Annotated in this window: 13 protein-coding genes; all 13 read right to left on the reverse strand. The window is 63.5% G+C overall.

Annotated features, from left to right (window positions below):
- Window positions 1-369 carry a GPW/gp25 family protein gene (locus AC3ERS_RS24680; RefSeq protein WP_431970458.1) on the reverse strand — a complete coding sequence of 123 codons (369 nt, stop codon included), beginning with the start codon at window positions 367-369 and terminating at the stop codon, window positions 1-3.
- 303 nt (window positions 370-672) lie between these two features.
- Window positions 673-1,188 (reverse strand): phage baseplate assembly protein V, encoded by a 516-nt coding sequence (locus AC3ERS_RS24685; RefSeq protein WP_431970459.1) that lies wholly within the window; start codon window positions 1,186-1,188, stop codon window positions 673-675.
- Window positions 1,185-2,225 (reverse strand): hypothetical protein, encoded by a 1,041-nt coding sequence (locus AC3ERS_RS24690; protein ID WP_431970460.1) that lies wholly within the window; start codon window positions 2,223-2,225, stop codon window positions 1,185-1,187. Before AC3ERS_RS24690 ends, AC3ERS_RS24685 begins: the two co-directional genes overlap by 4 nt.
- Window positions 2,226-2,304: 79 nt before the next feature.
- Complete coding sequence (locus tag AC3ERS_RS24695; protein ID WP_431970461.1) at window positions 2,305-2,664, reverse strand: LysM peptidoglycan-binding domain-containing protein; 360 nt, start codon at window positions 2,662-2,664, stop codon at window positions 2,305-2,307.
- An 8-nt stretch (window positions 2,665-2,672) separates the two neighbouring features.
- The gene (locus AC3ERS_RS24700; RefSeq protein ID WP_431970462.1) at window positions 2,673-3,329 is read right to left on the reverse strand and encodes a hypothetical protein; all 657 of its coding nucleotides are present in this window, start codon (window positions 3,327-3,329) and stop codon (window positions 2,673-2,675) included.
- Between the two features lie 172 nt (window positions 3,330-3,501).
- Window positions 3,502-5,766: an eCIS core domain-containing protein gene (locus AC3ERS_RS24705; protein WP_431970463.1), complete on the reverse strand. Its 2,265-nt coding sequence runs from the start codon at window positions 5,764-5,766 to the stop codon at window positions 3,502-3,504.
- Window positions 5,763-5,972 (reverse strand): hypothetical protein, encoded by a 210-nt coding sequence (locus tag AC3ERS_RS24710; RefSeq protein WP_431970464.1) that lies wholly within the window; start codon window positions 5,970-5,972, stop codon window positions 5,763-5,765. Before AC3ERS_RS24710 ends, AC3ERS_RS24705 begins: the two co-directional genes overlap by 4 nt.
- Complete coding sequence (locus tag AC3ERS_RS24715; protein ID WP_488186859.1) at window positions 5,963-7,855, reverse strand: ATP-binding protein; 1,893 nt, start codon at window positions 7,853-7,855, stop codon at window positions 5,963-5,965. Before AC3ERS_RS24715 ends, AC3ERS_RS24710 begins: the two co-directional genes overlap by 10 nt.
- Complete coding sequence (locus AC3ERS_RS24720; protein WP_431970466.1) at window positions 7,855-9,129, reverse strand: Pvc16 family protein; 1,275 nt, start codon at window positions 9,127-9,129, stop codon at window positions 7,855-7,857. Before AC3ERS_RS24720 ends, AC3ERS_RS24715 begins: the two co-directional genes overlap by 1 nt.
- A complete protein-coding gene (locus AC3ERS_RS24725) occupies window positions 9,126-9,878 on the reverse strand; it encodes a hypothetical protein (protein WP_431970467.1) in 753 nt (250 codons plus the stop codon). The genes AC3ERS_RS24720 and AC3ERS_RS24725 overlap by 4 nt, the downstream gene beginning before the upstream one ends.
- Entirely contained in the window at window positions 9,871-10,614 is a 744-nt protein-coding gene (locus AC3ERS_RS24730; RefSeq protein ID WP_431970468.1) for a T4 family baseplate hub assembly chaperone, read from the reverse strand. The genes AC3ERS_RS24725 and AC3ERS_RS24730 overlap by 8 nt, the downstream gene beginning before the upstream one ends.
- 4 nt (window positions 10,615-10,618) lie before the next feature.
- Window positions 10,619-11,128, reverse strand: a complete 510-nt coding sequence (locus tag AC3ERS_RS24735) for a phage tail protein (RefSeq protein WP_431970469.1) — start codon at window positions 11,126-11,128, stop codon at window positions 10,619-10,621.
- Between the two features lie 9 nt (window positions 11,129-11,137).
- A complete protein-coding gene (locus AC3ERS_RS24740) occupies window positions 11,138-12,697 on the reverse strand; it encodes a phage tail sheath family protein (protein WP_431970470.1) in 1,560 nt (519 codons plus the stop codon).
- Window positions 12,698-12,900 lie beyond the last annotated feature (203 nt).

The following is a 12,900-nucleotide window of genomic DNA, read 5'->3' on the forward strand; positions in this document are numbered from 1 at the left end:
TCATGCCGCGCCTCCTCCCGGAACGGTCAGCCGGTCGGTTCGGCGTTGCTTGGTGCGCAGCGATACATAGCTGACTGCGACGGACAACGTTCCGTCAGAGGCGGTCACCTCGACCTGCTCGAGTGCGATGAGGTGGCCGAGCCACTGCTGGAGGGCGGCCTGGATGAGCGCCTGTGTGGTGGCAGCGAGGGCAATGCTGTTCGGTTCGAACGTCAGCGCGAACAGTCCGCTGCCGAATTCGGGCCGCATGACTCGCTCGCCAGGGGCCGTGAACAACACCTGCGCAATCAGATCGCGAAGATGGTCGTCGTCTGTTGCGGTGGCGGTCCGGCCGGAGTTGTCGAAGCTGTACGGGAAATCCACGTTCATGTCGCGACCACCCTTGGCTGGATAGTTATCGGTAGGAGCGGGGTGCCAGTAGGCATGCAGGTGGACAGCCCGTTCTGGACGACCACGGGCGTCCCGAGGACTAGGACACGGACTGCGCCGACGGTCCACTGACCCGAAACACAGGGCGCCGAGAATGTGCAGCCTGCTATGACGTATGGCGAGGAGATCGCTACGACGGGCTGACCGCCCACGAGGACGCGCGGGACAGGTGTGGTCGGCTGTGCCTGCCCGGCATGCGAACAGGTCATGACAGCTCCTACATGGACGATCGGGCCAGGCATGTCAAACCACCGTCAGCGCACCGAGGTTGATATCCACTGTGGGCCCGGTCAACGTAATCACCGCGCCCTTGCCGTTGGAGATCACGATTCCCACATCGGTAACCGAGATCACCGCTCCAGTCGTGGATTGGAGCTGGATACCGCCGGTCGGGCCGGGCACGTCACTGATGACGATGCCGTTCTTCAGCGTGGTCTGGAGCGTGATCCCGGGAACGCCTGGCGGCACAAACGCTGACAACTTTGGAGTCTCCGCCGCCGATCCCCAGTACCCGCCGACCCAGATCGGATAGTCCGGATCACCTTGTTCGAACTCGATCCAGACGCCGGCACCGATTGCCGGCACACCGAAGACACCGGCATTGAGACCGCTGATCGGCAGGCACGGCATCGCCCAACTGCCCGGCGAGAAACCCGAGACATCGGGAACCATCGCTTGAATCCGGCCGATCTGCATCGGGTCGATGTTGTTCACGACCGTGCCGCGATACTTGCCGTAATAGGTGCTGTTCTCGTTCATACCGGAACCTTCTCGACGGTGGAGACGAGGCCGTTGCGAGCCAGGGAGAACGACTGCTTGTACTCTCCGCGCTCGAGGGTGTGCGTGACTCGGGTGACGTAGTAGAGCCCATCGAACGCCCCGCCCGCGCCGCGGACGCCGACGAGGCGGCGGGACTGGAGAATTCGGCCGTATCGTGCGACGTCGAGCGAACCGTCACCGACGACCGCGTCGCCGTGCTCGGCGGCGTACGCGAGCCCGTGCAGGAGGGCCACCCATGGCTTGTGCTTCGCGGTGTCCCGAAGCGGCACGATTTTCGGCGGCAAAGGCGGGATCAGGCCGAGCGGCGGGGTGAGTGGACTGACATCCGGGATAGGCACGCTGAGCACAGCCTTGGAGAACTGCTCCTGCAGGTATACGAGCGGTATCTCCTTGTCCTCCTTGTCGAACCGGAAGCTCAGGCTCTCCACATTGCGGTGCGGGAGATCGAGATCGAGATCGAGGGCCGGCTGCGGGGCGCCGACGCGAACTTCCGGTCCGAAATAGGCGCGGCTCGTACCAACGGTGGGCCCCGGCTCGAGATAGAAGACATAGCCTGTGCTTTCGGCCAGCAGCTTGATGTACTGCAGGTCAGTGCCATGGTGCAGCGGGATGCGTTCGATCGGGAGCGGGATGTCCTCGATCACCGGCGGGATCACGACTGGAACGATGCCGAATGCCGCGTACTTGAGCAGTGCGAGATTTACCCGGGCGAATATCGGCATGGCCGGGTACGGCAGGCCGTCGAACGGGATGAGGTCCATCAGCGCGGAGAGGTCCTTGCCCATGATGACGAGGTTGGGTTCCGGGCGAGCGTCACGAAATTCGTGACGGGTCGTCACACCGTCGATGAGCACCTGGGATATGCCCCCGAAGCTGGCCACCACGACGACACGGACCACCGGTAGCGGCGCGCCATCGCTGAGCAGGAAAACAGTGTGCAGCGGTGACCCTCGTGAGAGGCGGAACACGAGTTCGAAGCCACTTTGTGTAGCGCCCGAGGCGATCTCGACCTCCACCGATTCGAGGGTTTCCAGAATGTCGCGCCCGACCGGTACCGGTACCAGCGAACCGATGTACAACGAGAGCTTCACTCCGCTAGTCAGCATGATCTTCCACCCCCGGCATGCCTTCCGGTGCTGTGATCCGCAATCGGCGCCCGACCTTTGCTGTCAGCTCGTCCGGATGGGACGACGGATTGGCGTCGGCGATCCGCCACCACAGCTCTGGATCGCCATACCACCGGGCAGAGATGAGGTCGAGCCGGTCGCCCTCGACCACCTCGTACTGCCCTAGCGTGGCCAGTCGTTCGGGCAGCGGGACGAGGCGCCTCGACAGATACGGCACCGGTGGCTCACCTGTGCCCGGATCGTGGGCGACCACCGGCGTGTCCACATACCGACTGGTATTCGGATAAGTCGTGGCGGGCACCGCACCGGCCTCGATCAGTGCCTGCACCGGATCTCTCATGGCAGCCGCTCCAATCCGATGACCGAGAGCGTCGCCGCCGATGACCGCGCAGCGAGGCTTTCCTTCTGCTGCAGATGGCTCATGAAGATGGCGCCGCCCCGGTGGGTGAAGCCGAAGTCGTCGACCGACAACACCCGCAAACCGAGTGAGACCTTGGCGCGCAAGGGATTCAGAGCCGGATCGAATGCCTCCTCGGTGACCGCAAGGTCGGTCAGCCGGACCGGGATCACCCGGCTGCGGCTCCACACGAACAGCGTCAAGGGCGCCTCGATGGGCAGCACCTCCAGGGTGCCGGATCCCGCCAACCGGTCGTTGGCCAGGAGGTCGTCGCTGCGTGGATAGGCGAGCGTCTCCAGCACCGCCAATTGCGAATGCAGGCCGTGTTCTACGACTGTCGGCTGACGACCTGGCGGCTCCAACTGCTCGGTGGCATCCAGAACCGCATCCAGTTTGATTGTCTCGATCGGAGCGGCGCTTATCCGCAGCGGTTGTGATCGGTCGCTACTCTCCCCGCTCGTCTGCATCTGGAAAGACCGAGTCAAGGTTTCCGGATTGTACTGCAATGCTATGATTTGCAGCAACGCACCACTATTCGGGCCGATCACGACCAGGCCGCCTTTTACCAGCTTTGCTGTATAATCGAGATCCGTCATCGCAGCGCTCCCGGTATTTGTTCGCGTCCAGATGGATTGGCAACAAGAGAATCGAATGTCCAGTGACACACCGCGCCAGGTGTGTCGAGCCAGCTTTCCGTAATACTGCTCGGACCGGCTCGCCGATCATGGCATCCACCCACAAGTTCTGGCCCTTGATCACACCTGGAGATCATTGTTCGACAGTAGAAGTCGATGGCGTGGAACGAAGGCGCCAGAGTCTCACGACCAGCCCATGCTTCGCCCCCACGAGTTGCTCGTCCCACCAGTCCTGGACCATGCGAGTTACCTCCTCGTCGAGATCTTTTTTTGCATACTCCTTCCAACCGCCTTTTTCCTCATACTGGTCCGACCAATACAAGTGCGGGCATGCCGGATCGGAATTATCGAGGGTCAACGTCACGCTGTGGAAACCGGAAAAAACGCCCATGGCGAAAACGCTCCATCCCTTGTCCCCTTCATTCATCTCGAGCACCGCTTCGAAGACACTCGAATCCAGCTTTTCAGGGCGCGCGCCCCCTCTCGTGATTCGGCCGGTCTTCGATCGGAAGCCAATATCGCGAGCACCGCCCGCGAAACCAGCTGCGGCAACCTTCTCCATGGATTTGTAGATCGTGTCTCCGGTAGTCGGTAGCTCTGGCTGGGCGGTCACGATTCGCAGGCCCTTTTTCAGCGTGGCCAAGCATCGGTCTTTCCGGGTCCTCGCATTCTGCACAAAGTAGTCGCGCATCTTGGCGATGGCCTCGGAAGAGAAGGTTCGTCGCCTCGTCAGTTCGCTGCCGATGGAGCCAACCTCTTCCTCGAGTAGGGCAGTATCGGGAGTGGATTGCGAGAACTCCGACAGCGCCTCGATGATCAGCGCATGCCGGTCATCGAGCTCCTCCTCACTCAGCGTGGTCAGGTCCACGCTCGATCGCAGGGGCACTGGAATCACTTGGCGCTGCAGATGGCCACGGCGAATACCAGCCCGCTGTTGTACGACGTGTGTGAGTTCGTGCGCGATTAGACGACGACCTTCGAGCGAAGACGGGTCGTACTTTCCTCGCGCGAACACGATATTTTCGCGCAGCGTGAAAGAACTTGCCTCGAGGCTGGAGGCGGCCCGGTGTGCCGCATCGTCATCGTGGATTCGGACAGAGCCGAAGTCGAAACCGAAGCGGGCGTCCATCGTTTGGCGTACGACAGGATCCAGAGGGTGGCCGCCGTTTGCTATAGCTGCGCCGACCCCGCTGGTGTCAAGCGGTGCGCCGTGCGTCGCCGATGCGGGCTGGCGCTGGAGTGGCGCGTCTTCGAGATTCTTCTCGTCGGGCCGCTGTTCGGAAGATTCGACCGTTTTCGGCTTCTCACCAGGCTTCAGCGGGACCAACACGTGGAGTCCCGGCATCTTCGGTTGCTGCGCAAGGAAATATGCGATGGCGGCCTCGCGAGCGATTTCCTCCCGCGCAGTCTCGATCGCGGCCATGGTGGACTCGGGTCGGGCAGGGCCTTTCGTACGGCCCGGCGGCCCCGGCTCGATGCGCTCCTCGTAGGTGAGCGCAATACCGACGTCGTATTGAGGTTTTCCGAGTGGTCCCCCCGCCGCGAGGCGGACTGAGAGCCCGGGCAGAATTGCGCCGCGCTCGGAGGTGAGCGACAGACCCACGTCGTATCGAGGGTCATCGAGTGGTCCCCCGGCCGCGAGACGGCCCGAAAGCCCGGGCAGAATTGCGCCGCGCTCGGAGGTGAGCGACAGACCCACGTCGTATCGAGGGTCATCGAGTGGTCCCTCGACCGCGAGACGGCCCGAAAGCCCGGGCAGAATTGCGCCGCGCTCGGAGGTGAGCGACAGACCCACGTCGTATCGACGGTCATCGAGTGGTCCCCCGGCCCCGAAACGGGCCGAAAACCCCGGCAGGGTTGTGCCAGGCTCGTAATTGAGCGAGATACCTATGTACTCAGGGTTTTTGAGCGGGCCCTCGAATATGAGCTGACCCGAGAGTCCCTGCAGGATTGTGTCGAGCCGGATCGCGGGCAGCGGCAGCTTCGTCGGCTGTGTGGCGAGGACTCCAAGAAGAGGAACCGCGTACGGAGCCACAATCGACTGGATCTTTTTCATCAGCTTCTTACCCGCCGGGGTCTGGAGAACCGCTTCGGCAGATGTCTGCAGGGCCTGGTAGCTTGCCTGCTGCTCCTCCTCCCGCTTCTTTTCACTCTCCTCCTCTGTTGGGGGCGTTTCGGCGAGTTGCCGGAACTTCGTGTCCTCCTGCGCCGGCCCACCACCGACCTGCCTGTGCACGTTCGCCGCACTGATCGCCGCCGACGTCCAGTCGATGACACTGTCGCCGCGCGTCACAATGTCGGCGAGTTGGTCGGCCTGCCGCTCGCTCGCATCGTGGGGACAGGACACAACGAGCGGCGGGGTCGTCGTTCGAGCGCGGTGCTCGAATATGCGCGTCATGACTGACTTCTCCGCCTCGGCAGCTTTGCCCAAACAGCTCGCGCTACCTGCGCGCCGACAGTCGTGCGCGAAAGCTCGTGCCCGCTTGCCAGTGCAACCAGGTCGTGCTCAATCGCCTCCGGCAGCCCGGCCACTTCTTCCCTCGGCACGCCCTGCAGCACAACTTCACCAATCTCGACCTCGAACCGTAGCGGCATCATGTCCACCCCCGGCTCTCTACATAGGTGAGCGGCTTTTCGAGCTTCTCGTACTCTCGTCGCGCGGCCTGGTGCAGATGGTCCATCCGAACCGGGCCGCCGGTCTCGGCGGCGAGGAACGCCGCCGACAACGCAATCGCGCGGATGTTTCCTCCCGGAACCTGCAGTTGAGCCAGGCGCGTGAAGTCCAGGTTCTCGGTGGGCAATGATCGCGGAAGCTGGCGTTCCCAAATGGCCCGGCGCAGCCTCAGATCGGGAAATGGAAACATCACAATGAACCGGATTCGGCGCAGAAATGCACGGTCGAGGGCGGTCTTCATGTTCGTTGTCAGTAGCGCCAGACCTCGGTACGCCTCCATACGCTGCAGCAGGTAGGCGACCTCGACATTGGCGTATCGGTCGTGGCTGTCCTTGGCCTCGCTGCGCTTGCCGAACAGCGCATCAGCCTCGTCGAACAGCAGCACGGCGCCACTGGTCTCGGCTGCATCGAAGACGCGCTTGAGGTTCTTCTCCGTCTCGCCGATGTATTTGCTCACCACCAAGGCGAGGTCGATGCGGTACAGGTCGAGGTCGAGCTCATTCGCAAGCACTTCGGCGGCGAGGGTCTTACCGGTGCCGCTGTCTCCCACGAACAATGCGGTCACCCCGAGGCCCCGGCTCGTGGTGTCGGCCATCCCCCAGTCTCGATAGACGAGGCCGCGGTAGCGTGCTTGGCGGACTATGTCATGCAGCGCCGCTAGCGTCGGGTCGGGAAGGACTAGGTCGGTCCACGCTGCCTCGGGTGAAATGTGCTGGGTCAGGTCGTCGAGTCTGCCGCGACCATGCTCCCGGCATACTTGCCGCAGCTTGGACGTGTCGTGTCCGCCAGCGGCCTGCTCAGCGCAGATCGCCTCTACCTCCGTGGCGTCGAAGCGGAACTGGTCGGCTGCCTCCTGGAGTCTGTTGCCGTACCGGGCAGCGGCTGGACCGAGCGAGTCCTGCCAAAGAGCAAGCTGATCAGCTGCGGTCAGCTCGGGGAGGCTGCGGCAAATCAGCGTCGCTCGTGTGGTCGGCCGCGCGCCGCTCTCCGCAACTCCTGCCAGAATCAGGCAGTCGAACTCGCCGATGAAGGCATCGATTGATTCCGGTTCGCCAGCGTCGCCGCAGTCCACGTACAGCAAGCCGCCGAGCAGCGCGACCTCACGCTCGATCAGCCGGGCCAAGGCGAGGCACTCGCGACTGGAAGCATTGATCAGTGAGCTGCGGGCGACGAGCGGGAGCCGACCGGCTTCGACAGCGATACGTGCGGCGACCCGGCGTCGTATGGCCGCGCTGGCACCGCTGAGGACCACCGCCGCGGGACTGACGAGCTGGCCGAGCAAGGCGACTATCTCGGCGACGATATGCCGGTGAGCTGACGCGAGAGACCCGGCGGCATCGTCCGCCTCCAGAAGGCCGGAAAGTCGGGGATCCATGCATACCACGCCGGTCAGGAATTGAAGTATTCGTTCATCGATTTGCAGGGGTCGGTCGACCAGCCCAGGTCCGGTGCTCATTTCGATCAGCCGCCAATACCGCAGCGGGCGATCCGGTGACAATGCATCCCAGTGCTCTCCGTTCAGCTTGGTGAGGGCGAGGCCGAAGGTGGGATGAGTACGGCGGGGATCACCGTGCGCGGAACCGAACGCCGCCGCGAATCTGCTTTCCAGTTCGACACCAGCACACCAGAGCAGTAGATCGCGCTCGAACGGGGACAGCTGGAACAACTCGACCACCCGCTTCAGCTGTCCAGGTACGTCCGCCTGGTCCAGGGCTGGCATGTCGTCCGTCAGCAAGGCGTAGACGCGGGCGAGCTGACCGACCAGGGCGCGCTGGTTGTCTTCGGTGTAGCTCTCGGCCCGGATCGTAGTCATCATGGCACCGTCACCGATCGGTCGGCCAGGAATGTGGGCGGCGTCGCCGACCGGTCGACCAGGGCGCTTTCCACCCCGTCGACGCGCAGCCGTGCCCAGGCCGGACCCGTGGGCAGCGGCCCAAAGGTGAACGTCAGCCGTGACGCGCTCGCGGTGCGGGCCGGTGCGATCGCCTCCGAGCTGCCAACGGCCAGCATCGCCACCTGCTCAGGTCGCGCGGCAGGTGTCACGTCGAGGGTCGCCGTCACCGCCCCGGTAGCGGTGTCTCGCGTGATGGCAGCTGCGCTCAGATCGGGCGTAGGTGCGAGCAGCATTGCGACCGAATTCGTCTGTCGGGACGAGGTATCGGGAGGTCGGAGCATCGATGCACTCACACTCCAGATCCCGGCCGGCCAGTCGGTATCCGCTCCGGCTCCAGTGGGCAGTGCCACCTGAATCGCGTCCGGATCTGTGAGCGTGCCCATCGGAATCTCGTGCGGCGCAACGAGACGATGGCTGAATCGGACGACTGCTGATGCGCCGTCGAGATGATGACCGCGCAGTGTGACGATATCTCCCAGTTCGGCGACTTCTCTCCCTTCCGGCGGTTCAACCGAGGTGATGGTCGGGTACGGCGGTACGAGTGCCGGTGCCACCTCGACGGAGTGTGTCAGTACGGGCAGTGGGGAGGTCGCTGGTCGGGTTGCCTCGATGAGGACGACCGAGATCTCGTAGGCCGAGCTCGGTCGGTAGTGCGCCTGCGTGGCCGACCACAGCCGGGACAATTCCTCCGTGTCCATGGGCTCCGAGCTGATCCGCAAGGACTCGACCTGCTCGGCGAGGTTTGCTGCCGGCGGTTCGCGGAACGCGTCGGGCAAGATGGTCGGGTCCAGCGGAGTAAAGCTGAGTGCCCTGCTGACGGTCTCCCTATCGAGGAATGGCCGTTCATGAAGCAGGTGCATGGCGTATCCCAGCAGGATTTCGGCGTGCAGGTCGGCGTGCCCATATGCGGTGAGCAGATAGTGCAGATCGAGCGCTAAAGGTGGATTCGTCAAACGGTTGGCACCATCGCGGGAAGGCAACCCGGCGTTGCGGTATCCGAGGTTCGGCGTGACTCGGTAGAGAAAGAGGTTGAGCTGTGGCTGCGCGTTCGGATCGTCGAGCTTGATGGCGTCGGGCGCAAGCGCGGATACCTTGACCGGCGCGCCAACTGCGACGGCAGCGTCGACCAAGCCGTTGTCGAGGATGTTGCGTAATACGGCGCTCACCGCGCCGATGGCGAGGGCGGTGCTCATCGTGACCTCGCACGGAGGTCGCCGCGTAGGTATGCCGACAGCTCGCCGCCAGAGGCTTTCGGGGGCTTCGGCGGGGGCTTCGGCGGCTCGGCCGAAACAGGTGATGCGGCCCGCACATCGATTCGGCCGATGGTGACCCGCACCACCGGTGCCGTGTTGCGGTTCTGCTTTGTCGGTACAGGTTTCGAAATAGTCGAGCGAATATCTTCTTCACCGGTCAACCACGCGACGGCATCGACGAATGTGCGCGGTTCCACCTGAACAGGTACCTGGCTCGACGGTTCGTGACCTACGAGCGCGGAAGCGTCTGCACGCTGGTGTGTTGGCGCACCAGGCGTCTGGATTCGTTGTTGGGAGGCAAGGTCTTCCGCAGAGCATGGAAGATCCGACAGCGGCGGCGCCTCGGGCATCGGGGTTTCAGCGGGGACAGTACGGGAGATACAGTTCGAATCCGGTGCTGTCTCGCTGATCTGTGGCTTCGCCGCGAACTCGTCCCTCGCGGATACCGTGGGGTCGGAAGGAGCAAGGTTCAGGGCCCACGGCACGGTCGGCGAATCGTTCGGTGCCGATGGAACTCCTAGCGGAAGCCTCGCAACCGGCGAGGATTCGTCCGGATCATGGTCGATGTCTTCCGGGGCGATGCAGCCCTCGTACCCGCTCTCGTATCGGAACGGCACTCGCGGCACAACAAGCGAGCTTCCGGGTTCACCGAACGCCCGTGCCGCAAGCCGCATCAAATAGTCAGGCATCGCTGACCAACTCCAGATAGGCAGCCCGGCGAGCCGGTGAAAGGTCGAGTATTCGAGACTCCGACCAGCCATAGGACCGGGCCAGCGTGTGGATATCGTTGAGCACACGCAGCGCCGCCGTACGCACACAGCGCTCGAAGAGCATGCCGATGTCGACTCTGCTCGACCAGCGGTGGCCACACTCGGGGCACTGCAGCATCAGGATGATCTCCGCGAGCGGGTCGGCCGCGACCATCGCGGCGCAGACCGCGTCCCGCACTTCAGGCGGCAAGTCCGCGGTCGTCACACGGCTGCCATCGATTCGGGTCTCGAGGACACAACGATGCAGGAGCAACTCCGCGCCCTCGCTGACATCCCGGCAGGCGCCGAGCGAAGCCAGGTCGGTCGATGTCGGCAGCCGCCATTCGACTACGTAGCCCGATTCCTCGACCGGTTGAACTGGAACGCCGTGCGCGCCATCGAGAAGTTCGACACAGGAGATCGTCAGTTCGACATCGATCGCGCAGGATTGGCAACTGGCGAGCGCATCGATTCGGTCACCGAACGTGGCAGCATACAAGCGCAGGAGAGCCGCGTCGCACTCTCCGAGAGGAAGTGCCGCGGCCGCGCCACGCTCATTGCGGACAAGCCGGATAGCGTCGAGCACAGCAGCCGACCGGGTGGCCGCCGGCAGTCGGCCGCCGCGCTCCCACACGACTAGCGCTTCCTGCGCCGCTAAACCGCGCACGGTGCTCATCGCGTCAGCCGCCGGGCTCGACGAACACCGGTTCGCCCGGCTCCGGCGTGACGAAGTCGCGCTGCCAACCCTCGTTCTCGAGCTTGATCGTCTGGATCGCGACCGCGTTGGCGTTGGCATCGAGGTCGGGCAGCGCCTGGTACTCCGACACCCAGCACCGGAAGATGTTGAACCGCAGTGCAAGCTGTCCGGCCTCGTCGTACAGCTCGATCGTGATGTCTTTACGAAAGTCGCCGTTGACTCGACCGAGATGGAAGGCACGACTGGCCCACAGCTCGAACTCGCGGTCGTGCGTGACCCCGGCCTCCAGGGTGATCGGCTCGAACTTGGTGCGTCCCGGGGACTTCCGCGATGTCGAGTCGTCACCGCCCTCGCGGTGTTCAACGACCTCGGTACTGCGCTTGATTGCCCCTACCTTGCTGACTCCGGCCACGTACCTGCCGTCCCACATCACCCGAAACTTGAAGTTCTTGTAGGGGTCGAACCGCTTCGGATTCACACTGAACTGGGCCATCACGAACTCCTACGTGGCAATCTGACCGGCCATCTGCTGCAACTGGATGACCACGAACTCGGCAGGCTTCAGCGGCGCGAACCCCACGACGATGTTGACAACCCCGAGGTCGACATCGGTCTGTGTGGTGGTCTGGCTGTCGCACTTGACGAAATAGGCCTCGCGCGGCGTCGTCCCGGCGAATGCGCCTTGCCGGAACAGCCGGTTCATGAAGGCGCCCACATTCAGCCTGATCTGCGCCCACAGTGGCTCGGCGTTCGGCTCGAAAACCACCCACTGGGTGCCGCGATAAAGGCTCTCCTCGATGAACAGCGCGGTTCGCCGGACCGGCAGGTACTTCCATTCCGAAGCGCGCCGGTCAGCGCCCTCGAGTGTGCGTGCTCCCCACACCACCCGGCCCGCCGCTGGCATCGCACGCAGGCAATTGATCCCCAACGGGTTCAGCTTGCCGTTCTCCGCATCGGTCAGGGGTACCGAGAGAGCTGGCGCTCCCACAATGGTCGCTTCCAACCCCGCCGGCGCCTTCCACACGCCGCGCTGCGCGTCGGTACGGCCGATGATCCCCGCTACCGCTCCGCACGGAGCGAAATCCTCGAGCTGATTGTCACGTAATGGGTTTGGCGTACGAAGTCGCGGGAAGTACAGAGCGGCATGGCTACTGCTGGTACCGACCGAGCCAACGCCCGCCGCCGCGTCGTCCTTGCCATTCCATTCCGCCGGAGGGTCCACGATGAGAATGGCGCGGCGACGTTCGCAGTACGCGGCCGCAGTGTCGATCAGTCCCTGTTCGATATCGTTCTGCCCGTGCGGCGGAATGCACAGCAGATTGAATAGATCGACCTTCTCCAGAGCATATAGACCGGTCTTGTTCGACTCCGTACCTTCCGTGTAGTGCGCACCGATCAGCTCGACGCCATCGTCACCGTCGGTGTCTTCGAATACGCTGTTAGTGCCGTTGTCGTCCCAGAGGGGGTCTGTCGCAGTCGGATCGGTGTGCTCGGTCGGGCGGTTGATCGGGTCCGGCGCGGTGGACGCCCGGACCAAGGATGACTCGTTGATCACCTTGTCGGCACGCCGTGGATGGTCTGCCTCGATGGACAGGTTTCGAAAGGTCTCGATCTGACCGGTCGTGTCGTCGCGAATCGTGAGGTTGAACAGTGTCCTCGACGTCGGGTCCCCAATGTCATAGTCGACACGCGCGCGCAGCCTATTTCCCCACGTGCCAGGTGAGCTTGCTCGCACGGTGAAGTCGGCACCGGGGGAGCGCAATGCCACGCTCGCGGTGTCATCAGTCGCGCCGCCGCTTCTGAAGACCCGCACGATGACAGCCTGGGTGCCACCGTTTCGATAGAAGTCGCGTACCGCATATGTCATCGGACTCTCGACCCACAGGCCACCGAACTGCCGCTCGAAGTCGGCGAAGCTGTTGATCACCGCTGGTTCGTTCGGAGTACCGCGGAGTGTTCTGCCCAGAAACGCCGCAATCGACGTGGCGACACCAGTGATGGTCCGCACGCCGCTGGGGACCTCCTCGATATACACGCCTGGGTATGTCAGCGGAACGGGCATTACGAAACCTCCGAATCAGGAGTCCCTTCCTACAGCGCTAGAAATGGGATTGATACCTCGAAACCGACGCCGCCTACCGACGCCATCGGATCAAGTAACACTCCAGGCACCCGTCCGTAGCAATGGATCGCCGGATCTGTCTTTCGCTGAACCCGATCCGGATCGGGTGATCAAACGTTTCATCGGTGACCGCCGAATAGGGC

Source organism: Nocardia sp. bgisy134 (assembly GCF_057708325.1).